The organism is Bombella sp. ESL0385, assembly GCF_009725755.1.
GTDB classification, from domain to species: Bacteria; Pseudomonadota; Alphaproteobacteria; order Acetobacterales; family Acetobacteraceae; genus Bombella; species Bombella pollinis.
Map to the genome: position 1 here is coordinate 33621 of NZ_WNIJ01000002.1, position 20786 is coordinate 54406.

Genomic DNA, 20786 nt, shown 5'->3' on the forward strand with positions numbered 1-20786 from the left:
GGCCCATAGACCGCATCATCATAACCTGCTCTGTTAAAATGAAAACCTCTATGCTTTTAAAAGAGGAAGCAAGAGCTGCATCTCCGTCCCCTCTCCGGGAGCTGTTGCGACCTGAACATCACCATGATGAGCGAGAACGAAACTATATATCCCTGCAAGCCCTAGCCCCGTCCCTTTACCGGCTTCCTTCGTGGTGAAGAAAGGCTCAAAAATATGGCGTTGGACTTCCTCACTCATACCGCTTCCCTCATCCCGCACGGCTAAAAGGAGCGCATACTCTGTCTCACAATCAGCCGAAACAGCCGGCAAAGCATAAGCGATACGGCGCGCACTTAATGTTACAATACCACCTTGCGGCATCGCATCCCGCGCATTAACGCATAGATTGAGCAAAGCCATCTCACATTGCTCTGGACAGGTAAGGACAGGTGGGAGTGGCTCAGCTGGGAGGTCCAACACAAAGCGAATCGCTGGGGTCGCCCCATGAAAACTCTGGCGGAACAAGCTTGCTCGCTCTTTTAAAAACGCTGTTATATCCAATGGCCTAACAGCGCGCTCACTCTTACCTGCGCGTGCAAATTGCACCAAACGCCGTGTAAGGCTTTGCCCGCGCCCTATAGTCTCATGCGCTTGGCCTAACCATTTCTGCTGAATGGCTTTTACAGTATCGTCTGGAGATGCCTCTCCGTCCATCATATCCAAACAACTAGAGAGAATTGTCAGAAGATTGTTAAAATCATGCGCGACACCGGCAGCTAAGCGGCCTAACGCCTCTAAACGCTCCCCCTGATTAAGCCGTGCTTCCATCAACACACGATTCGTCACATCTCGATCCATGCTGACTTGCCAAGCCTCGGCTCTTTCAGCTCCATCTGGCCAGTTTAGGGCAATACGCGCTACTTCATGCCAGACTGTTTGGCCCTCATCCGTACCAACCTCCAACAATTCTTCCGCCTGCCCTTCCCGACGTACAGCCTCACGCATACGCGCAATAATAGGGCGTAAGGCTGGCGTGTAATGCTCACTTTCCTCCAAACTGCTACAAGCTCGGTTACTGCGGATACATCGCCCAGCAGAATCGGAAAAAACAAGACCGAAGGGCAGACTCTCCATCAAACCGCGTAATAACGCTTGCTCCGTCCTCAATGCTCGTTGGGCCTGCCATGTTCTATGGGCTTCATAGACCAAGCTGCGTACATGGTCCCCTTCCCACGGCTTATGCACATAAGCGACAATATGCCCGTGATTCAACGCCGCGACTACGGCATCTAAATCCGCATAGCCGGTGAGTAAAATTGCCCGCGCATCCGAGAGGGCACGGGCCTGACGCAAAAATTGGTCCCCCGTCATCCCCGGCATGCGTTGGTCTGAAATGATAACGGAAATCTCTTTATGATCTTTTAACAATACCAACGCTTTGCATGGGTCCGTCACAGTGAGCAGCGTGCAGCTATCCTCCAATAAATCGCCTAAGGCGATGAGAATCTCCTCCTCATCATCCACCAGCAAAACACAAGGCTTACCCACATCATCCCAAGGCTTGCTCATACAGCCTCTTTACTCTTTTGCATATTCTCGTTCCTTTGGGTTCCGCACAGCCCAACCCTCTGCTGTTTCCTCCACGGGCAACTGTATGACAAAACACGCCCCGCGCCTGCCACCATTCTGGCTTGGTTTATAAGTATCCCGGACATCAATGCTCCCCCCATGAGCTTGCACAATGCCATGTACAATGGATAATCCTAGCCCCGTCCCCTCTCCTTGTGCCTTTGTGGTAAAGAACGGATCAAAAATCCACGGTCGAACGCTCTCCTCAATGCCAGGTCCATTATCGCTCACTATAATTTCATAAATATTATCATATAAATACGTTTCTAGCCGGATAAGCCCTTCCCCCTCTAACCGCCCCTCACGCTCTATCTCATGCAAAGCATCGGCGGCATTCGCAATCAAATTAATCACAGCTTGATGAAAGAGCGTCTCCTGACAAATCAATGTCAATGGAGCTTGGAGCTGACATTCAACATAAATGGCCTTCCCCAGCCTATGCCGCACAAGGGCTAGGCCTGTTTCTATTACTTCTGCCACATCGACCTTGCTCCAATGCCCTTCCTCCAAACGGGAAAAACGGCGCAAGCGCACCACAAGGTCGCGTATCCGCCCAAGGCCGGTCTTCATCGCCTCTAACCGCAGCAAAGCCCGCTCTATAGTCTTATAATCATCCCCCTGCACATGGCCTTCTAAGCGCGTTAAACAACGTTGGATTGTATCAGCATGGCCCAGAGTAAACGCCAGCGGATTGTTAATTTCATGGGCAATCCCCGCCACAAGCTCACCCAGCGATGCCATTTTCGCTGTCTGTACGAGCCGCGCTTGAGTTTGAACAAGCTCATTATTCATCTGAGCAAGTTCGCTATTCGCTTGAGCGAGGGCTTCCGCTAGGGCGGCTTGCTCTTGCGCAGCTTTTAACGCCAAGGCTGATTGTTGGCGTTCCATCTCCCGTTGGCGAAACGCCTCATTCTCCCGCCTCCGCCGTACCATAGCGCGAATACGCAATGCCAACACCATAGGGGGCATATCGCTTGGCACGAGGTCTTCCAACCCGGCCTCCAAAAATGCCACACATGATTCCCCACGGAACCGCTCTGCCTGAATAACCCCTAACATCCGAAAAGGAACGCTCCCTTGCGTCCGTAGGGTTTGGCGACGTTGCTCTAGCAAATGACAAAAAGCAAGGTCTGCCTCGCTATCGCGCATATCCTCTAAGACGATACAATCGGGCCCATCAGGGGCAGTGAGCCAACCTCCCTCTAAAAGCTCACTAGAGCGCGCTACCGTTGTAACGGTATGACCATCACGCCATAATAGCTCACCCAAACCGGGCGCATCAGCCTCCACATCACCTTCGCTCGCCCCACTGAACTCTGAGAAGGAGGGATCGTTCCAAAAATCTTGTAGCAATTCATCATCAGGGGGGCGCACAATCACCACACGCGCGCGCCGCATCTGCCAGTGGGGATGACGGTGCCGTTTTTCCTCCGCCAAATGTAAGAGCGTACGCACCCGTAATAACAGCAAAGCAGAATGAGCCGTGCTGGAGAGATAGGCATCCGCCCCACTCTCAAAACCATCAAGCTCTACCCGGGGAGAGACATCATCGGTCAACATTAAAACAGGTATATCTTGCATAGCCGGAATCGCCCGCACCCGGTACACAAACTGTCCAGCACTCATCCCCTCTTGCAGGGTGCAGCAAATAACCATATCCACCTGCCGCTCACGCTGTTGCGTCTCCACAATCTCCAGCATGGCTTCTGCCTCTTGTCGGCAGGTTACCTTCATCCCCTCCCCGCATAGCAATTTATAAACACGGCTATGAGCTGACCCGGCGGGGTCAAGCAATAAAATATGAGCCTCTTTCTCATCCATAGTAGGTAAGATTTGCATTACGCCTCTCTAGAAGCTAGGTGCAGACAGAGGATATAATATGAGACGGTTGCCACGCACCTATCCCACCTCTACTCTTTTTATCTCATGTTCTGCTTCATTGTCCTACAGGAAGGTCCCAAATATTCATGAATACATCACCCTCACCACTACACCCCCCACGCCATGACCGTCTTGCTGCTAATGCGCGTACCCCTCAGCGGGGCCTTCCTATCCTAGGGCGTGTTGTACTGACCGTGATCTGGGCAATCTTCCATTTCATCTTCAGTTTCCTCATTCAATTGGCAGAACTTTTTGCCCCTATCCTCCTCATCATTGGTGTGGGCTGGTCGCTCATCCCGCATCTCATTGCTCTCGCCAGTGCTAATCTCGGCTCCCTAACCGAGGACCCGCAGACCCACGATATCGTCAGCCATATTTCTCACACACTTCCCAACCAACTCATCATTGCTGGACATCTCTTCACACCACATAGCCTGATTATGGATGGTTTATTGCTTATGGCCCTTGCAGCGGCCTCCTCCACAGCAACGGCATGGTTAGCACGGCGTCTCTAAGGCTTTACATTATCATGCGGGTTATACAATCGCCCTCACTTCATGGGTGGGATAAGGTATGATTACACTCCATAACCTCTCCCTCCCCACAAGCCCGGCCCTCATACAAGGGGGACTGCAATCCCTCTCCCTTCAACTCCAACGAGGGGAGGCTTTATGGGTCGTTGGGCCAGCTGAATCCGGCAAGACAGCCTTGCTTGATACCTTAGCCCTACGCCGCCCTGTTGCTGGTTCTGCAACTATTTTAAATGAGCCACTAAGCCCGCACTTTCCCGCCCGCACGCGCCAACGCTTACGCCAGCGCATTGGCTATATTGATGCGAATCCCCTCTTTATGGACCGCCTCAGCCTTGCCGATAATATCGCCCTCCCCCTAGAGTTGGCCCATTTTCGACATGCTGAAATCCAACGCGAGACGGAGGCAATTCTGCAATGGTTCGGCCTACAAGACCATGCACAGGCCCTCCCAACCACACTGAGCCACACAACCCGCCTCCGCGCTGCATGCGCACGTGCCTTAATTACCCATCCTTCCTTGATTTTAGTCGATGAACCAGCGCTCACCCTATGCCCAGAGCTACAAGAGCATCTTTTATCCACCATAAAAGACCTCGTCCAAAACGGGGCAACGGCCCTTTTTGCAATGCGCACACGCCCGCCGGAAGTCTCCTTCCCAGAGGCCACCCTCACCTTGCCTTATAATCCCCCTGCCCCCACAGAAGACGAAAAAGAGGAGACACCTCCCTCTCTCTTTGCCCCGCTTACCCCCATGGCTCCTACCTATGAAGGACGCTTTTCATGACACGTCTTGCCCGTGCCCTCTCATGGCCAAGCAGTTGGTCACTCCTGATTGGTGTATGCCTTCTTACATGGCTTTTAGGCCTAAGCCTTGCTCTACCTTACGGGACAAGCCGTGCAACGCACCAGTGGGAAGAGCAAGCTACATCTTATGTCGTCATCGCCTTACCGCAACAAAATGACAAAATTGATGCGCTACAACATGCCGTGTCTGCCACATTCCCCGGCACAGAGGTAACGCGTCTTTCAGACCAAGAGGTTGCACAAACACTTGCTCATTGGTCCACACCATGGCCGGGCCCGCTCCCTACCCTCATCACTCTCCATTATCGGGGGGACATCGCCATGCTCACCACACTAGCGCAGCGTTATGAGCCTGATGCGATGGTCATCCCACCACCACATCAGCTTGAGAAGCTCGCGCCATTTTTAGCGAATATCCGCCAAGCAGCTTGCCATATTTCGCTCGCTATGGACGGTGCTATTGCCCTTATCGCCCCAGCCTTATTGTACCTCATGGCACGCACGACCGCCTTCGCTAATGCTCAACAACGCCTCTTGCTACTCTCATTAGGCGGTAACCCCACCACGCTGCATCATATATTTGCGCGGCGTCTTGCCCTCATCTCCGGTCTTGGGAGCCTCATAGGCATAGCCCTGCTCCTGCCGACCTTCATAGCCCTCACTAGGGCATTACGCCCTCTCCTGCGTCTGCCCCCCCTTACAGACCCACTCCATTTTACAACCCTGCTTCCCCCTATATTATGGGGAAGTCTAGCCCTTTTGCCGGTCCTTATAATGTGCCTTAGCGGGGGCCTCGTTTACCTGCTTTGCCGCATGCAGGACCGCACAACATCATGAAGCAAGCCCTCGCCATAATAGGGCGCGGCTGTTTTGCCGTGGCCACTATCGTAAGCTGGGTGTTGATTGGCGGGTTTGTCTATTTTTGTGCCGATGCACTCCGCCCCCCGCCGGACCTCCAAAACATCCCTGCAGATTGTGACGGGATTGTCGCCCTTACGGGAGGAAAGAACCGTATTGAAGCCGGGATTGCGCTGCTTAAACAACAACCACAACGCTTACTGCTTATCTCAGGCGTCTCACCGCATACGGAGCTAGGCCATATCCTCTCTGCCACAGGGACAGGACCACTCCCACCTACTTTAGCCCAGCATATCAGCTTAGGCCACCAAGCGGTAACCACCATTGGCAATGCGTGGGAGACAGCGCAATGGGCTGCGCAAAAGCATCTCCATCATCTCATCATCGTCACAGCGGGCTATCATATGCGTCGCTCTTTGTTGGAGTTCCACGATATTGCCCCACAATTACGCTTAACCCCTTACTGGGTGCAGCCCCCTGCGATGAGTCCGCCATTGCATTTCCATACGGTTCTCCTCATGATGAACCAATATAGCAAATTAATTGGGGCGTTGCTCCGCGTTATAATTTTACGCCAAACAGACTACGCCCAAGAAGGATTCCGCCCGCCCCCACCTTCATAATCTGCTCCTTACGTGATGAGGGATGCATATTTCCCTTGCTCTAAAGGGAGATTCTACGTCATGAACAAGAATCATGATGAGTTTCTTACGCGGCTTTTTGTTTAATCTCTATTTGTTGGTCCTCACCCTCCTTATGGGGGTTGTGGCCTTCCCTATCCGCCTGCTCAACCGGCGCGATGCGGCCCTTGCTTATGCAAAACTATGGTCGCGTGCCGTCTTATGGGGGTTAGAGCGGCTTTGCTCTATCCGCATTGTCATTACAGGGCAAGAGAATCTGCCTGATGGCCCGGCTTTAATTGCCTCCCAGCATCAATCCTTCTTTGATGGATTTGTGTGGATGAATCTCGTCCCCTTACCTGCTTATGTCATCAAAAAAGAACTCACCTCCATCCCCCTTGTTGGCCCTATGCTTGTGTTGAGCGGGATGATCCCCGTTAATCGCGCAGGTGGCTCCAAAGCTCTGCGTGGGATGATGGAGACTGTTGCCAAAGCCCAAACAGCAGGGCGGCAGATTATCATCTTCCCCCAGGGTACGCGCACCCAACCCGGCCAGACAGCTCCCCTCCAAAATGGTGTGGTCGCTCTTGCCCGCCAAGCAACAGCTCCTATCATCCCTGTTGTTACAAATTCGGGCCTATTTTGGCCTCGCTCCCCATGGCGGAAATATCCCGGCACGTTGAAGGTCATCATCGGCCCGCCTCTTTCCCCCACAATGGCAGGGCGCGCTTTAATACCAGCTATAACAGACGCATGGACGCACCTTTCCCAAGAGCATAACCTTCCCCTAAGCCCTGTGGAAAACTCTGTGGATGTGAAAAGCTCCCCTTCATAATCAGCGTCATAGATGAAGTAATGCCCCTTGCCAAAATAAAAGGGGCATCCTTACATAACATCATGAAATATAAACTTTTTTGTCAGATTCATGCCTCTCCTTCTCCTTTTCCACAGCAATCCACAACCAATAGATTGCTGTATAACCCCTGACAAAGAGGCTGGGGACAAATGAACACCCCACCTTATCTTCATCGCTATTTCAAGAAGCTCTACCCGATACGGCCTTCTTGGCAAGCGGTGCGTTTGCTCTGCTATGGTCTCATCGCGCTTCTACTATGCACTTGGGGGTTATATCACCGTACACAGACCATCCTCTCCCGCCAGCTTGACCAACTTGCTGTGCAATCCCTGCCCTCTGACGGGCCAAACCCTACGCTAAACATACGCCTCTCCCGTGCTAAGGGCTGGCCTTTTGGCGCGTGGCGGGAGCTCTCTGGCGTTTCCTTCCATACTCATCTTAATGGGGCGGATGTTGTAGGGGCGACCCCGACCCTCATCCTCGGAGGCAATTGGCTAGACTGGGCGCGAACCATCACCACGCAAACCAAACTCCCCCTCCGTATGCCACAAAGCACCATTCTACGCCTCGTGCGTAATGGAAATAGCCTGACGTTACGGCTTAACAAAACACGCTTGCTCATCAGTAAAAGCATGATGCCATGCCCTGCTTTAACGGCGCGCTGCCACAACCACACAATGCCCCTCTACCGCGCTTATTTTCATATAGCGCAATTAGAGATCGCCGCCTCGCATCTTCCTTATACCGTAACCCTATCGCGCCCTACAGGCAGTATTCGCTTCGCCCCGCAATCCCTCGTCAGGCCAGACCCTGCTTTACAAGATAGAGCCCTGCTCTCCGCCTCTATCACAGCAGAGCATTTATCCTACCCCGATACTATGCTCAAAGAGTTCGACATCACGCATTTACGCACTCAGTTTGCCCTTTTACCCAACCTATATTCTGCTGCGTCACACACACCCTCCCAAACAGCCCAACCCAATTTACTCCTCCGCTTACGCTTACATGAACTCAGCGCGACATTCCGCCCCCTCGCTGCTAGTGAACAAAACACCCCACCCCCGCATCTCTCCCTTGGGGGGACACTCTATGTTCCTTCATTCTCTGGGGTCATATCTGTCAGCCTAACAAATTGGCAAAGCCCGCTACATCTGCTCATACAAAGCCAATGGTTCCAACAAAATGTGCCGATGAGCTTACGCTCTCTATGCCACGAGCTGATGACAAACCCACGGATGGAAACCTTAGCCACCCGCCCGCTTACTGTGAGTATCCCGCTCGACCATGGCGTACCCCCTGGTTTATCATCCTCCTCTACGAGGCTACATTCCCTCGCAGAGCATTTACGCAAATTAGACCCGACCCCTTGATGACATACCAAACCCTCTGCCCGACTGACCTCATCACTGTTTTAATGACCCTCGGCCATGAAGCCCCTCATGTCGCATTATTACGGCATGACCAAAACACCCCCACTTTTGAAGAAAGCCATCACTCCCTCCAACAAAGCCTATGCCATTGGGCAGAAACCTTAACACACTGCCCGATTGGCTATATGGAGCAGCTTTATACCTTCAGCTCCTTTCCCATGCAGGGGGCGATACCGCATATTCACATTACTTATCTCGCCCTCAGCCCCAGCCATCCCCACGCCTGCCACGGCTCCCTCTATCAACATTTCCCGTGGGAGGACCGCCGGAGTGAAACGGGCAATGCTCAACTTGCGCAATTCATCACCGCTATTGAGCAATGGGCCACACACCACCCAGACCGCCAAAGCCGCATCGCCCCCGCCTTTGGGCTATATGACCTGCCCTGGGATGATACACGCGTCCTAGAACGCTACGAACTGCTGTGGGAATCCGGCCTTGTGCCACGCACACTCCCTACAGCACACACCACACCACACGGGGATGACCGCCGCCTCCTCGCTACGGCTCTTTCCCGCTTGCGCGCCCGCATCCGCTATAGCCCTGCAGTGTTTGAGCTCCTCCCTAAGGCCTTCACACTCTTACAACTCCAACAAGCGATAGAAACACTCTCTGGCCGGTTTATGCATAAGCCAAACTTCCGCCGCCTTGTGCTGCATCAAAACCTCGTGGAAGAAACCGGAGCTTATGAGCGTTTTACTGCCGGACGACCTGCCAAGCTCTACCAGTTTCGCCCTGCGGCAATGGCCTCTTGTTACCTGGGGTCGGCCTTCCTCCCCATAGAGGCAGCGCATTAATCACACCATAAAATCCTATAAAACACTTGCAAGGAAGCTATTGCGCCCCCTATTATGCTCATAGTGAGTATAAATCATATAAGGACCTCTCCATGATGCAGGCCGTTGCTACGTCTCCCTCTCGTGCGGCGTTATACAGCCCTGTGGCCTCTCTTATGGCGCGGCAGGACTGGGAACGGCTCTTTGCCGAGGATATTGAGGCGATCTTAGAGCTCAAACGCAAACATAATGCGGTCATTCTCGCTCATAATTATCAAACGCCGGAAATCTTTCACTGCGTGTCCAATATTCGTGGGGATAGCTTAGCCCTTGCTCGTGAAGCCCAAAATCTGGAGCAAGATGTCATCATCATGGCTGGTGTTCACTTCATGGCTGAGACGGTCAAGCTGTTGAACCCTACAAAAACCGTCCTCATCCCCGATGCTTTGGCGGGGTGCTCCTTAGCTGAAGGCATCACAGCAGAAAATGTCCGCACCTTGCGGGAGCGTCACCCCGGTGTGCCCGTTGTAACCTATGTAAATAGCTCCGCCGCAGTAAAGGCTGAGACGGATGTTTGCTGTACCTCTGGCAATGCGCGGCGTGTTGTGGAGAGCCTCGGCGTGCCAGAAGTCATCATGATTCCCGATGAGTTCCTCGCACGGAACATCGAGCGGGAGACGGGCATTAAGATGCATACATGGTCCGCCCGTTGTGAGGTGCATGAGCGTTTCACCCCGCAGGAAATCCGCCAATATCGGCGTATGCATGGCCCGCTCCATATCATCGCCCATCCAGAATGTTCCCCCGATGTTGTGGCTGAGGCCGATCATGCAGGCTCCACTGCCAGCATGATGGACTATATCGCCCAACATAAGCCCGAAAAGGTCATGCTCATCACCGAATGTTCGATGAGCGATAATCTCGCTGCGATGCACCCACAAACCAACTTCATCCGCCCCTGTAATCTCTGCCCGCATATGAAGCGCATCACGCTCAAAAATATTCGTCAGGCCCTAGAGACCATGAGCACAGAAGTCACCATCCCAGCCGACCTCCAAGCCCCGGCGCGCCGTTCAGTCGAGCGCATGTTGGCCATTAAGTGAGGGCACGTCCCATGCAGGGAGATAGCCTCTCCCGCTATGCTGGCTGGCCCATCATCATCGGGGCCGGTCTGGCGGGGCTTATGGCCGCGTTGGAGCTTGAGGAGCCATGCCTCATCCTCGCCCCCAGCTTCACAGGGGAAGGCACAGCCAGCACCCTTGCCCAAGGAGGCATGGCCGCCGCTATTGGCCCAGAGGATAGCCCCGCCCTCCATGCCGCAGATACACTCAAAGCCGGGGCAGGCTTATGTGACCCCGCCATGGTCCAGCGCATCACCGAGGCCGGGCCGCACGCTGTTGAAACGCTGCTCCGCCTTGATGTCCCCCTCGCACGTGATGAGGCAGGTCAACTCGCCCTGCATTTAGAGGCCGCCCATAGCCGTAAGCGAATTGTCTTTGCCGGGGGCGACCGTAGCGGGCACGTGATGTTGCATCACACACTCCAAGCCGCCCGCAAAAAAGAGACCATCCATTGGCTTGAAGGCACGCTAGAAGGGTTTTACGCACCTGATGGCAGCCTCCAAGGGGTATGGAGTTCCGCCGGGTTTATCCCAACAGGCCGGTGTATTTTAGCCAGCGGTGGTTGCGGCGGGTTGTATCAACATACCACCAGCCCATTAGCAAATCGTGGCATTACACTCGCACTTGCCGCACAGGCAGGGGCCGCATTACGGGATATGGAGTTTACGCAATTCCACCCCACCGCTCTTATCGCAGCAGAACCCACGCACCGCCTCGCCCTCATTAGCGAAGCCGCACGCGGGGCGGGAGCCGTACTGCGTTTGGAAGATGGTTCCCGCTTTACAGAAGAACTCGCCCCGCGCGATGTTGTTAGCCGTGCTATCGCTGCACAGCTCCAGCAAGGCCACCGCGTGTTTTTGGATGGCCGCACCCTACCGGGCGGGGCCTTTAGTGCGCACTTCCCCGCTATTACGCAGGCATGTCACGCCGCAGGATACGACCCTGATAACCAAATGCTGCCTGTTCAACCGGCCATGCATTATCACATGGGCGGGCTAAAGGTGGATCATAAAGGCCGGACCACGCTTCCCGGCCTCTGGGCCTGTGGGGAAGTGGCCTGCACGGGGCTACATGGGGCCAATAGGCTCGCCAGCAATTCATTGCTCGAGGCTCTCTTATGCGGGCAATGGGCAGGGCAGGATGTCAATGCGTGTGTAGCAGATGCGTCCCCTACCATCATGGCCGCACCACCCTGCCCTACCGCTTCAACGGATTGGCCTTTGCGGGTGGAGATGCAGCATCATCTTGGTATCCTCCGCACCCGTGCGGGGATAGAGCAACTCTTGGAGCGGACCCTCCCTCTTGCACGGCATAATCTATGTGCCCTTACAGCCTCTTTCATCGCGTGGGGGGCTTTGCACCGCCTAGAGCAACGCGGCGCGCATTGGCGTGATGATGTCCCCGGCCTCCAACCTGCCCGCCATTATGACTGGCACTTACACGACCTCCCCTTATAAAACGGATTTCCTCATGGCTCTTGAAACTCTCTTTCTGCCCGACCTCCTTTGGGAACCTGTCATTACCACCGCCCTACGGGAGGATTTCGGCACGGGGGGCGATGTAACGACCCAATCACTCCTTGCCGGACAACCATCCTTACGGGCCAGCTTTGTTGCTCGGCAAGCAGGACGATTAGCCGGTCTCCCCGGTGCCCGCTTGGCCTTCTCCTTGCTAGATAAGGACACACGCTTCACCCCGCTCAAGCAAGACGGTGACCACATTGCAAAAGGCGATGTCCTTGCCGAGGTAGAAGGCCCTGCTAGCGCCGTGCTAGGGGGTGAGCGCGTCGCCCTTAACCTCCTCTCTCACCTTAGTGGCATTGCAACCATGACAGGGCAGATTGTCGAAGCCGTTGAGGGTACAGGCGTGCGGGTATGCTGCACACGCAAAACACTCCCCGGCTTACGCGCTTTGCAAAAATATGCCGTCCGCGCTGGTGGGGGGAGCAATCACCGCCATAGGCTTGATGATGCGATTATGCTCAAAGATAATCACCTTGCCCTTTTTGGCAGCACCATTCCCGCAGCCCTAAAAGCAGCACGCCAACGGGCTGGGCATCTCATGAAGATTGAATTAGAGGTCGACTCCCTCGCTCAACTGGCCGAGGCCCTTGCATGCCCTTATGGGCCGGATGCGTATTTGCTGGATAATATGACACCGGACATGCTGCGCGAGGCTGTGCGTATGGTCCAAGGCCGCGCTATTACCGAGGCTTCCGGCGGGATTACACCAGCTACAGCCCGTAGCATGGCAGAAAGCGGGGTGGATTGTCTCTCCCTCGGCTGGTTGACCCATAGCGTCACCGCCCTTGATATTGGGCTCGACATCACCACCGCCTAACCCCTTTTGTTAGAATTGGTCCTTCTGCTGTCGTAACTGCGCTAAGGCCTCTACCGATGGAGCGGTAAGGAAAGGGTTTGTCTGCCGCTCTACCCCTAACGTTACTGGGACAGATGGCCGCCCAGCCTCGCGCAGACGGGCAACCTCCGCCACACGCGCCTGAAAGGCAGGGCTATCCTGCCCAAGAGAGGCGATGAACTTTAAATTACCCTGCGTATATTCATGACCGGGGCATAACATGGTCTCATCAGGAAGGGCATCAAACTGCCGAAAGCTTTTAAAAAGCTGCTCGGCTGTGCCCTCAAAGAGGCGACCACTCCCCCCGCTAAAGAGCGTATCCCCACTAAAAAGGGCAGGATGCTCCCCTTCTAGCTCATAACAAAGATGATCCAGCGTATGCCCCGGCGTTGCAAAAACATGGAAGCTCAGCCCCGCTAATGAGAGCTTCTCCCCACCCTTTAAGGGATGATCAATCTCGGCAATATCAGCAGGGCCATAAATGGGCGCATGATAACGCTCCCGCAATACCGCCACCCCACCGATATGATCATTATGATGATGCGTTAATAAAATGGCAGCGGGAGGCTGCTCTCCCAACAAGGTCATCACAGGGGCTGCCTCGCCGGGGTCAATCACCACCCAAGGCATGGTCGCACTCTGACGCACACACCACACATAATTATCTTTAAACGCGCAAAGCGGCTTAATCTCTACCGTCATAAGGCCCTTACCTCTCCAAAACCATCAGCCCTTAAAATGGATGTCGCCTCCCTAGGTGACAACACCCGCTCCACCATTGTTTTATGCAGCGTACCTCATAGAAAGACTTGACCCACCCGATAGGTGACGTATGAGTAATGATATGTCACTTATCAAATCATTCAAACTCGTTCTTGCGCCGCCCCACCGTGCGGCTACTCCATTCCTGACAGCGGGCCTGCTGACAGCCATTCTCGGGCGGCTGACACCGTGGCGTCTCACCCGCGCGGTAGGCACGGTCGGATTCGCCTTTACGGGATTCTGCCTCTATTTCTTCCGCAACCCACGCCGAACATCCCCACAGGGGGATAACCTCGTCCTCTCTAGTGCTGATGGTCGCGTAACGGGCGTTTCTCTTGTTGCGCCTCCAGCTGCTTTGGAGATGGGCAATACCCCCGTATGGCGGGTTTCTACCTTCCTCTCTGTCTTAGATGTCCATGTAAATCGTATGCCCGTTAGCGGGACTGTCTCTAAAATTGCCTATCATGCAGGCCGGTTCCTCAATGCCAGCTTAGATAAAGCCTCCGAGCATAATGAGCGGAACGAGCTGCGTATTACACTTGATGATGGCCGTCAGCTTGCCGTTGTCCAAATTGCTGGCCTCATCGCACGGCGTATCCTCTGTGATGTGCAAGAAGGTGAACGTGTAAAAGCGGGCGAGCTTTTCGGTCTCATCCGCTTTGGCTCCCGCACGGATATCTACCTTCCCCCCGGCATCACCCCTGAAGTCTTAGAAGGGCAGACGATGATTGGTGGTGAAACCATCATCGCACGGCTCTAACGAGTTCGCCATGCAAAAACCTACATCTGGTAAAATCATGGTCCGCCGTTACCGGCGCAAACGCCGCCGTGTTCATGGCCGTTCCTTCAATCGCCTAGTGCCGAACATCCTTACCATGCTCGGCCTCTGCGCGGGGCTAAGCGCGATTAAATTCTCCATGACGGGGCACTTCACCCACGCAGCAGCGGCTTTGCTCATCGCCGCTTGTATGGATGGGCTAGATGGCCGCATTGCCCGCCTCTTAAAAGGGACATCCCGTTTTGGGGCGGAGTTTGATAGCCTTTCGGACTTTGTGTGTTTTGGTGTCGTCCCGCCCTTTATCCTCATGCTATGGGCCTTACCTGCGACAGAGCGGCTCTCCTTCATCCCTTTCATTTTATTCACCGTGTGCATGGCCTTACGCCTTGCACGGTTTAATTCTGCTTTGGATGATGATACCGCGCCGGAATATGCCGCTAACTTCTTCTCCGGTGTGCCGGCTCCTGCCGGGGCGGGACTTGCACTTTTCCCCGTCTTTTTAGGGTTAGAAGCCCATCGCAATCACTTAGAGGGGGTTGCTCGTTTTGCTCACTCCCCGTGGTTGGCCGCTACCTGCTTGATTGTAACGGCGTTCCTCCTTGTCTCGACCTTGCCTATTTGGTCGTTTAAGAACTTTAAGGTCCCCTCCCGCTATATTCTACCTATGCTGGTCGGCACGGGTGCTTATGCGGCTATTCTGATTGCAGAGCCTTGGGGGGCCTTAGCCGCTGCGGGCATAATTTACCTTATTATGATCCCTCTCTCACGCCGTTCTTATTGGCGGCTACGCCGCGAGGCAGAGGATTCTTGGGAGACTGTAGAGGATGACCCGCCCTCTGCTAATTCCACCAAGGCGTGAAGAATAGCCTCTGGTGAAGGCGGGCAACCGGGGATAGTGCTATATACACGGCTAAGGGCAGCAATCCCACCTAGCGTTGTGTAGTTGCTTCCCCACAGCCCGCCATTATAAGCGCAATCCCCTATAGCAATCAGGCTGCGCCCGGGGGGCATAGCCTCCCACGCGCTGGCTAATCCCCCCGCGCTAGAGCGCGTCACTGCCCCTGTTACGAGCAACCAATCAGCATCTTGAGGATGTTGTACGCGCTCAAAGCCACTCCCCTCCAGCGGATAAGCACTCCCCCCCAGAGTGATCAGCTCCATCGCGCAGCCTTCACAACTGCCTGTCTCTAACGTAAAAAGACGAATATCTCGTCCGCCACGCCGCTTAGAGTGGGGCCGCCATTTTTGTACATCCAGAAAAGCAAGGAGCATTGTCAATGGTGCTGGTTGCATGATCTAGTCGTACTCCTTCAAAACAGCGTATAAGATTATCCTATACACCGAAAGGCCATCTCTCCCCAAAAGGAACTCTCTAGCCTTATGAACCCCTCATCTCGCCGCCATATTTTGCTTATCGCCAACCCTATTGCTGGCCATTACACAAAAGAGCGACTCACACATTTTGTCGAGCAGTTGGAGCAAACAGGCTGTGATGTACAGGTGGAACTCACCCGTGCCCAAGGCCATGCGGCGGATATTGTGCGAGCTTATTTAGAACGAGATGAACAAAACGTACCAGATATCATCATCGCTGGTGGCGGCGATGGCACCATTGCTGAAATTGCTCAAGCGATGATGAAGGCCTCTTGCACCCTTGCCCTTTGGCCTATCGGCTCGGCTAATGTCCTAGCACGCGAGCTTAATATCCCCTTTGATGATGCCGAGAATGTAACCCTCCTCGCCCGTGGCACGCGCTGTAGCGTCTGGCCGGGGCAAATAACAACAGCGGACAACACAACCCCGACCCTGTTCCTCCAAATGGCAGGGGTCGGCCTTGATGGATGGATTGTCCAGAATCTTTCACCCGTACTTAAAAAACGCATAGGGCGCACAGCCTATGTTCTTACAGCCTTACAGCTTGCTATCTCCAAACGGCTTCCCCCCTTCAAAACGCGTGTAGATGGCGTCTCTTACCGCACCGTTTTAAGCATTATCTCCAAAGGGCGGCTATATGGGGGGCCTTTTGCGCTTTTTCCTCACAAGCTCCATCGGCAGCCTGCTTTTTCCGTCCTACTGCTCCACCGGCTTAACCCGTTGCTCATCATCTGGCAGCTCATCATGATGCGCCTCAGACGGAAAACATATTCCAACACTGCTTTTACCATCCTCACAGGGGAGAAAATCACCTGCGACCATACCAGCCCTATCCCCGCCCAAAGTGATGGGGACTTCCGCGGCACCACGCCACTCCAAATTACTAGCGCACCAACCCTTTTAAAGATTATCGCTCCCCCCCAACCACGGGAGCCTTCCCTCTCAAAGCGCAATAGCGGCAGGCGATAAACCTAGGGATGCTAACATCATCCCTAGCTGCTCTGGCGATTGCCCCTCCAACACGAGGCCCAAAATAGCCAAAAGTGGCAAAGCCGGGTCGCGTATCTGTATCTTTGTAATACGCCCCGCTTCAAGCTGAAGATGATACCAAACATCCCCGCGCGCGCCCTCTGCGACCCCAAGCCCTTCATCCGTCCGCGGGATGACATTCCCGTCCCGCTCCTGCCCAAAGGACGCCATAATCTGCCCTATAATACGCAACGATTCCTCACATTCTGTCATGCGTTGACGATGGCGCGCCCAAGCATCACCCTCATGCCGTACCGCACCGCCTAAAGCCTGCACACGCATGCCTTCATCCATGAAGCGAAAATCCACATATCGCCCGCTAGCTCGACCAACCGCACCCCCTAAAGCGTAATCCCACGCCAAAGCTGTCGGAATAATAGCAATATTTTTCAGCCTATTATTAAACAGTCCCATAAGCTGTTTTATCTGTATAAGACGTGGCCGCAACATTGATGATAAAGCCTGCATGAAAGGCAAAATCTCTCCCCCCTCACTCTGCCCTTCTAGTGTGATGCTATTGGTCAAACGCCGAGAGAGGCCATAATCTGCGCATAGAGCCGCTAGAGCTTCCCGCGCATGCTCACATATGCTTCCAAGCAAACCCGCACCCACGTGTTGCGCTGTTTGGCTGAGGTCAAAAAGATGCACCCCGATGCGCTCTACCTCCAATAGAAGGAGCCGCCTATCCCGCTCATATGGGTTAGGGCGGCGGCCTTCAGCTTGCTCTATGGCCCGTATAAATGCCAAAGGATGCGCTACAAATCCGCTCGCTGTGATGCGGCTTATCAGCGGCAATGCCTCTTGGGGGGACAACCCCATCAAACGGGAAAGCACACCGCGATGCCCAGCGGCAATCTGCACCTCTATTTGCTGCATCGCACCTTCAGAGAGGGCATAATCAATCCCCAGCAAACCCGGCACTTGCGTCTGTGATGGCTCCATCCGGCAGGCAGGCAACGGCTGCCCCATACCATCAGCTACAGGCAACGGATGAGCCGCTAATGGTGTTATTAGAGACCAACTCCCATCATCAAGCGCAGGACTATCATCCCGAGCGGACCATGCTTCTACCCCCCATAAATCCCGCGCCATGCGCTCGCCCCATTGTGCTGCGGGAAAATAAGGCGACACAGCTTGATAATGTCCCTGCTCTATAGCCGTACTCACCAGCAAAGGTTGCTCCCCCGCACATAGGAACAAAGCTGTTGCCCAAGACTCATCGGCCCAAAAGGCCAATAAAGCCACTCTGCGCTCATTTTGTTGGAGGAAATGCAGCCAACCTGCCGAGGATACACGATAATGGAACAGCCCTACCCGTTCCCCTCCCTCTAAAATAGGGTCCTCCATCATCGTCCAACCCCTCTCACCATTTGAATGGCTGGCTCTGGCATAAGCCCCATAGCGAGCAGAGCAATCCCCAACAATGTTAAGGCCCCTAACAGCACCAATAACAGCCTTATAAGGGTATCATGCCATCGCCACACCGCTAAGAATGTTTGCGGCAAGCTCTCCAGCTCCAACCCGCGCAGCCCCATACAAAGGCAGATAAACAGCCCCACGCAAGCTGCCCTCCCTAATGATGCCGCTAGCACAATAGACACCATCATAAGGAGAGGGAGCATCATCTGCATGGGTAAAACCGCTAACCCTCCGGGGGGTAGTCTGATATAACCCGCCTCGCCTCTTATAACCGCCTCCCTCTCGCACACCACACGCAACGATGCGGCGAGTAAAACTGCGCTATAGAGCCATAAAAGCACCAGCCTTTGCCCCGTCCCCGCCGCAAGTACAGCAAAGCCAAGCACCCATGTTAATGACGGTACGCGCCCTTGCTTTCCTAAAACCACACTCCCGAGGGCTAAAAGCCCAGCAAGTACCATCAAAGACCGTGCCAGTGGGGTCACCATCACCAAAGGCAGCAAAAAAAGCGGGACAAATCGCAACCCGACATCCAACAATGCTAACTCTGCCCGGCTAGAAGCCCTATGGCCCAAGCCTGCCATCATGCACAACCCGGTTAAAGCGAACACCTGCCCGACCTGCAAAGCCGTGTCCGCCGTGGCAAAAACGCTCCCCCCGCGCATAACCATCAGCCCCACACTGGCAAGCACCACACCACTTAGCCGTAAGCGCACCACCTCCCATGCAGGCATAGCACGCCGCGTGGCACGCCCATCCCACCATGCAAGTAAGACCGTCCCGGCAGCATCAAAAAACAGCGCAGCTAAAGGCGGGCGCAATAATAACGCCATAAAAATACAACCCGTCACCAAGAGGGGGACATACTGCTCCATCCCCGCACGAAAAGACGCGCTATGTTGATCATTTAGAGAGTGCGCCTCGCCCTTACGCCCAGCCAAAATAATGACAGCTATGCAGGCTTCCAGCCCCAAACAAACCGCTTGCCCCCAGCTTATATGGGAGGAGCACCCTAGCAAAGCTAGCGTACTCAACCCCGCGCCAAGCCACGCCATGGCCCCAGCTTCCTCTGGTCGTTTTGCGGCCCAAAGCACCCACACCACCAGAAAAGGCCAACAAAATAACCCTAATAAAATAGGTGAGGCGAATAAGCCCGGCGCAAAGGCCGCAGCGGCGAAGGCCATTAATCATCCCCCACACGCCACCACGCTAAACGCGGCAGCAGGACCAGAGCCAAAAACACCAATACACCCCACAGGGCTAACCCCGTTACAAATACGCCCCAAGACGACAAAAGACTCGCCATAACCAACAGCCCATCCACCGCCATAGCAAGCCCGCAAAATTGGGACAGAGCTTCTCCACATACCGCTGCACATAACCCCGCTAGGACCAGCCCGATGCCAAATGTGGGGACCAAACCCAATCCTGCTCCAAAAAAGGCCAATACAAATTGCAATAATAGCGTCAGCACCACAGGCAAAATCTCACGCCCACCGTTAGAAACACGCCGCTGCCCAACAGTAAAATGCCATATCACGCCCCATAGCAATAGGTTCGCGACAGGTAAAACTATAACAGCTAACCCAGCGATCCATCCCGTCCCTGATGTTCCAGCAATCGCCGCACATACAACGCCATAAAGCGGCAACCAGCGACCATCCCGCCCTAGCGACATCAATAACAAGACCAAAGCGCATGCAAATCCCGCCATCATACGGCAAATCGTCCCGCCAAAGCCATTAAGCCGGCTAGGCCAAGTAATAACGCAACAAAATGACGGTATCGGCTCAGCCCCGTAGCCCGCCCTATGATGATAAGGGCTGCCCCGCCCATAAACCGCCCAATGAAACCGGCCACACTTCCCAGCCCTTCTAGCCCGAATAGCACCGGTAAAAGACTATCCCCCACAAGCAGCACCCACCCTAGACGATAAAGCTCTAAAATCCTCTGTTTTTGGTCACGCTCTGCACGGCTAGGCGGCCAAGCCTGCTCTATCATCTCAGCAGCCAGAACCTCACGGCGCGGCACAGGGGTGAGGAACGCCAATGCCACAGCACAGCATAAAGCTGTCCCTGCCAAACTAGAGCCGGGGGCGGCAATAAGGAGATGATGCACCCCCAAAAAACCCGTCACGCCCGGTGCAGCAAGGACGAGGAAAGATTCCATCAAGCACAGAACAAACCAACACCGCACCACTTGCCCAAAATAAGAAGGCGCAGCCCATAAAGCCCCCGTTAAAATAAGGCTCCCCACCAAAAGCGGGTCTGCAAGCCATGCCCCTACCAGCCCTAAGCAGGAGGGCATTATAAAAGACATCCCCGCCAAAATAAGAAGGGCTAACAGGGCAAGCGTCAGCATCAACCCGCTTTCTACATCAATACCGTACCGTAAAATCTCCCGCCCAAAATGCCCGAAACGCCGATAACGACTACCCAATGGGGCTACTGCGCGCCCTACCAAAAAGGCTGGAACATCCTCCATCACCCAAACCATAAGTGGCACTACTGCAAGCAATGCCACACTTTGGCACACAAGCTCTAACCCTAGGCGCACGCCATCTATAAAGTATGGCATAA

At 54.4% G+C, this 20786-nt stretch carries 21 protein-coding genes; 13 read left to right on the plus strand and 8 right to left on the minus strand.

Annotation, left to right across the window (positions count from 1 at the left end; translation table 11 throughout):
- Positions 1 to 48: 48 nt before the first annotated feature.
- Positions 49 to 1548 (minus strand): ATP-binding protein, encoded by a 1500-nt coding sequence (locus GM557_RS06445; RefSeq protein WP_155573577.1) that lies wholly within the window; start codon positions 1546 to 1548, stop codon positions 49 to 51.
- 9 nt (positions 1549 to 1557) lie between these two features.
- Positions 1558 to 3447, minus strand: coding sequence for a hybrid sensor histidine kinase/response regulator (locus GM557_RS06450; protein ID WP_155573578.1), 1890 nt, complete (start codon positions 3445 to 3447; stop codon positions 1558 to 1560).
- 128 nt (positions 3448 to 3575) lie between these two features.
- Here GM557_RS06450 and GM557_RS06455 point away from each other — a divergent pair, with 128 nt between their 5' ends.
- From GM557_RS06455 to nadC, 10 genes are all read left to right on the plus strand, one after another.
- On the plus strand, positions 3576 to 4004 hold the full coding sequence (locus GM557_RS06455) for a hypothetical protein (protein ID WP_155573579.1): 429 nt from the start codon (positions 3576 to 3578) through the stop codon (positions 4002 to 4004).
- A gap of 58 nt (positions 4005 to 4062) precedes the next feature.
- Positions 4063 to 4806 carry an ATP-binding cassette domain-containing protein gene (locus GM557_RS06460; protein WP_155573580.1) on the plus strand — a complete coding sequence of 248 codons (744 nt, stop codon included), beginning with the start codon at positions 4063 to 4065 and terminating at the stop codon, positions 4804 to 4806.
- The gene (locus tag GM557_RS06465; protein WP_155573581.1) at positions 4803 to 5663 is read left to right on the plus strand and encodes a hypothetical protein; all 861 of its coding nucleotides are present in this window, start codon (positions 4803 to 4805) and stop codon (positions 5661 to 5663) included. The genes GM557_RS06460 and GM557_RS06465 overlap by 4 nt, the downstream gene beginning before the upstream one ends.
- Positions 5660 to 6307: a YdcF family protein gene (locus tag GM557_RS06470; RefSeq protein ID WP_155573582.1), complete on the plus strand. Its 648-nt coding sequence runs from the start codon at positions 5660 to 5662 to the stop codon at positions 6305 to 6307. The genes GM557_RS06465 and GM557_RS06470 overlap by 4 nt, the downstream gene beginning before the upstream one ends.
- A gap of 76 nt (positions 6308 to 6383) precedes the next feature.
- Positions 6384 to 7139: a 1-acyl-sn-glycerol-3-phosphate acyltransferase gene (locus tag GM557_RS06475; protein ID WP_155573729.1), complete on the plus strand. Its 756-nt coding sequence runs from the start codon at positions 6384 to 6386 to the stop codon at positions 7137 to 7139.
- A 170-nt stretch (positions 7140 to 7309) separates the two neighbouring features.
- Positions 7310 to 8530, plus strand: a complete 1221-nt coding sequence (locus GM557_RS06480) for a hypothetical protein (protein WP_155573583.1) — start codon at positions 7310 to 7312, stop codon at positions 8528 to 8530.
- A complete protein-coding gene (locus GM557_RS06485) occupies positions 8530 to 9387 on the plus strand; it encodes an NrtR DNA-binding winged helix domain-containing protein (RefSeq protein WP_155573584.1) in 858 nt (285 codons plus the stop codon). Before GM557_RS06480 ends, GM557_RS06485 begins: the two co-directional genes overlap by 1 nt.
- Before the next feature lie 95 nt (positions 9388 to 9482).
- Positions 9483 to 10469 carry a quinolinate synthase NadA gene (gene nadA / locus GM557_RS06490; protein WP_155573730.1) on the plus strand — a complete coding sequence of 329 codons (987 nt, stop codon included), beginning with the start codon at positions 9483 to 9485 and terminating at the stop codon, positions 10467 to 10469.
- 11 nt (positions 10470 to 10480) lie between these two features.
- Positions 10481 to 11944, plus strand: a complete 1464-nt coding sequence (locus tag GM557_RS06495; RefSeq protein ID WP_155573585.1) for an L-aspartate oxidase — start codon at positions 10481 to 10483, stop codon at positions 11942 to 11944.
- A gap of 13 nt (positions 11945 to 11957) precedes the next feature.
- The gene (gene nadC / locus GM557_RS06500) at positions 11958 to 12827 is read left to right on the plus strand and encodes a carboxylating nicotinate-nucleotide diphosphorylase (RefSeq protein WP_155573586.1); all 870 of its coding nucleotides are present in this window, start codon (positions 11958 to 11960) and stop codon (positions 12825 to 12827) included.
- A 9-nt stretch (positions 12828 to 12836) separates the two neighbouring features.
- Here nadC and gloB read toward each other — a convergent pair whose 3' ends face one another.
- Positions 12837 to 13547, minus strand: a complete 711-nt coding sequence (gene gloB, locus GM557_RS06505) for a hydroxyacylglutathione hydrolase (RefSeq protein WP_155573587.1) — start codon at positions 13545 to 13547, stop codon at positions 12837 to 12839.
- Positions 13548 to 13689: 142 nt separating this feature from the next.
- Here gloB and GM557_RS06510 point away from each other — a divergent pair, with 142 nt between their 5' ends.
- Both GM557_RS06510 and GM557_RS06515 read left to right on the plus strand, forming a co-directional pair.
- Positions 13690 to 14367: a phosphatidylserine decarboxylase gene (locus tag GM557_RS06510; RefSeq protein WP_155573588.1), complete on the plus strand. Its 678-nt coding sequence runs from the start codon at positions 13690 to 13692 to the stop codon at positions 14365 to 14367.
- A gap of 10 nt (positions 14368 to 14377) precedes the next feature.
- Positions 14378 to 15244 carry a phosphatidylcholine/phosphatidylserine synthase gene (locus tag GM557_RS06515; RefSeq protein ID WP_099026770.1) on the plus strand — a complete coding sequence of 289 codons (867 nt, stop codon included), beginning with the start codon at positions 14378 to 14380 and terminating at the stop codon, positions 15242 to 15244.
- On the opposite strand, the gene GM557_RS06520 is transcribed toward GM557_RS06515, so the two are convergent.
- Positions 15160 to 15678, minus strand: a complete 519-nt coding sequence (locus tag GM557_RS06520) for an NADH-quinone oxidoreductase subunit B family protein (protein WP_155573589.1) — start codon at positions 15676 to 15678, stop codon at positions 15160 to 15162. The two genes, GM557_RS06515 and GM557_RS06520, sit on opposite strands and share 85 nt — an antisense overlap.
- Positions 15679 to 15765: 87 nt before the next feature.
- Here GM557_RS06520 and GM557_RS06525 point away from each other — a divergent pair, with 87 nt between their 5' ends.
- Positions 15766 to 16728 carry a diacylglycerol kinase family protein gene (locus tag GM557_RS06525; protein ID WP_155573590.1) on the plus strand — a complete coding sequence of 321 codons (963 nt, stop codon included), beginning with the start codon at positions 15766 to 15768 and terminating at the stop codon, positions 16726 to 16728.
- Here the strand turns inward: GM557_RS06525 and GM557_RS06530 are convergent.
- Genes GM557_RS06530 through GM557_RS06545 form a run of 4 tightly spaced genes read right to left on the minus strand, consistent with a single transcriptional unit; the run spans position 16702 to position 20784 of the window.
- The gene (locus tag GM557_RS06530; RefSeq protein ID WP_155573591.1) at positions 16702 to 18138 is read right to left on the minus strand and encodes a hypothetical protein; all 1437 of its coding nucleotides are present in this window, start codon (positions 18136 to 18138) and stop codon (positions 16702 to 16704) included. The two genes, GM557_RS06525 and GM557_RS06530, sit on opposite strands and share 27 nt — an antisense overlap.
- A complete protein-coding gene (locus tag GM557_RS06535) occupies positions 18135 to 19391 on the minus strand; it encodes a hypothetical protein (RefSeq protein ID WP_155573592.1) in 1257 nt (418 codons plus the stop codon). Before GM557_RS06535 ends, GM557_RS06530 begins: the two co-directional genes overlap by 4 nt.
- Positions 19391 to 19924 (minus strand): hypothetical protein, encoded by a 534-nt coding sequence (locus GM557_RS06540; protein ID WP_155573593.1) that lies wholly within the window; start codon positions 19922 to 19924, stop codon positions 19391 to 19393. Before GM557_RS06540 ends, GM557_RS06535 begins: the two co-directional genes overlap by 1 nt.
- Entirely contained in the window at positions 19921 to 20784 is an 864-nt protein-coding gene (locus GM557_RS06545; protein WP_155573594.1) for a hypothetical protein, read from the minus strand. The genes GM557_RS06540 and GM557_RS06545 overlap by 4 nt, the downstream gene beginning before the upstream one ends.
- Positions 20785 to 20786: the final 2 nt, after the last annotated feature.

Excerpts from the sequence above, each read along its gene's own strand:
- GM557_RS06445 (WP_155573577.1), bottom strand. The coding sequence starts at position 1,548 with ATGAGCAAGCCTTGGGATGATGTGGGTAAGCCTTGTGTTTTGCTGGTG.
- GM557_RS06450 (WP_155573578.1), bottom strand. The coding sequence starts at position 3,447 with ATGCAAATCTTACCTACTATGGATGAGAAAGAGGCTCATATTTTATTG.
- GM557_RS06455 (WP_155573579.1), top strand. The coding sequence starts at position 3,576 with ATGAATACATCACCCTCACCACTACACCCCCCACGCCATGACCGTCTT.
- GM557_RS06460 (WP_155573580.1), top strand. The coding sequence starts at position 4,063 with ATGATTACACTCCATAACCTCTCCCTCCCCACAAGCCCGGCCCTCATA.
- GM557_RS06465 (WP_155573581.1), top strand. The coding sequence starts at position 4,803 with ATGACACGTCTTGCCCGTGCCCTCTCATGGCCAAGCAGTTGGTCACTC.
- GM557_RS06470 (WP_155573582.1), top strand. The coding sequence starts at position 5,660 with ATGAAGCAAGCCCTCGCCATAATAGGGCGCGGCTGTTTTGCCGTGGCC.
- GM557_RS06475 (WP_155573729.1), top strand. The coding sequence starts at position 6,384 with ATGAGTTTCTTACGCGGCTTTTTGTTTAATCTCTATTTGTTGGTCCTC.
- GM557_RS06480 (WP_155573583.1), top strand. The coding sequence starts at position 7,310 with ATGAACACCCCACCTTATCTTCATCGCTATTTCAAGAAGCTCTACCCG.
- GM557_RS06485 (WP_155573584.1), top strand. The coding sequence starts at position 8,530 with ATGACATACCAAACCCTCTGCCCGACTGACCTCATCACTGTTTTAATG.
- nadA (WP_155573730.1), top strand. The coding sequence starts at position 9,483 with ATGCAGGCCGTTGCTACGTCTCCCTCTCGTGCGGCGTTATACAGCCCT.
- GM557_RS06495 (WP_155573585.1), top strand. The coding sequence starts at position 10,481 with ATGCAGGGAGATAGCCTCTCCCGCTATGCTGGCTGGCCCATCATCATC.
- nadC (WP_155573586.1), top strand. The coding sequence starts at position 11,958 with ATGGCTCTTGAAACTCTCTTTCTGCCCGACCTCCTTTGGGAACCTGTC.
- gloB (WP_155573587.1), bottom strand. The coding sequence starts at position 13,547 with ATGACGGTAGAGATTAAGCCGCTTTGCGCGTTTAAAGATAATTATGTG.
- GM557_RS06510 (WP_155573588.1), top strand. The coding sequence starts at position 13,690 with ATGTCACTTATCAAATCATTCAAACTCGTTCTTGCGCCGCCCCACCGT.
- GM557_RS06515 (WP_099026770.1), top strand. The coding sequence starts at position 14,378 with ATGCAAAAACCTACATCTGGTAAAATCATGGTCCGCCGTTACCGGCGC.
- GM557_RS06520 (WP_155573589.1), bottom strand. The coding sequence starts at position 15,678 with ATGCAACCAGCACCATTGACAATGCTCCTTGCTTTTCTGGATGTACAA.
- GM557_RS06525 (WP_155573590.1), top strand. The coding sequence starts at position 15,766 with ATGAACCCCTCATCTCGCCGCCATATTTTGCTTATCGCCAACCCTATT.
- GM557_RS06530 (WP_155573591.1), bottom strand. The coding sequence starts at position 18,138 with ATGATGGAGGACCCTATTTTAGAGGGAGGGGAACGGGTAGGGCTGTTC.
- GM557_RS06535 (WP_155573592.1), bottom strand. The coding sequence starts at position 19,391 with ATGGCCTTCGCCGCTGCGGCCTTTGCGCCGGGCTTATTCGCCTCACCT.
- GM557_RS06540 (WP_155573593.1), bottom strand. The coding sequence starts at position 19,924 with ATGATGGCGGGATTTGCATGCGCTTTGGTCTTGTTATTGATGTCGCTA.
- GM557_RS06545 (WP_155573594.1), bottom strand. The coding sequence starts at position 20,784 with ATGCCATACTTTATAGATGGCGTGCGCCTAGGGTTAGAGCTTGTGTGC.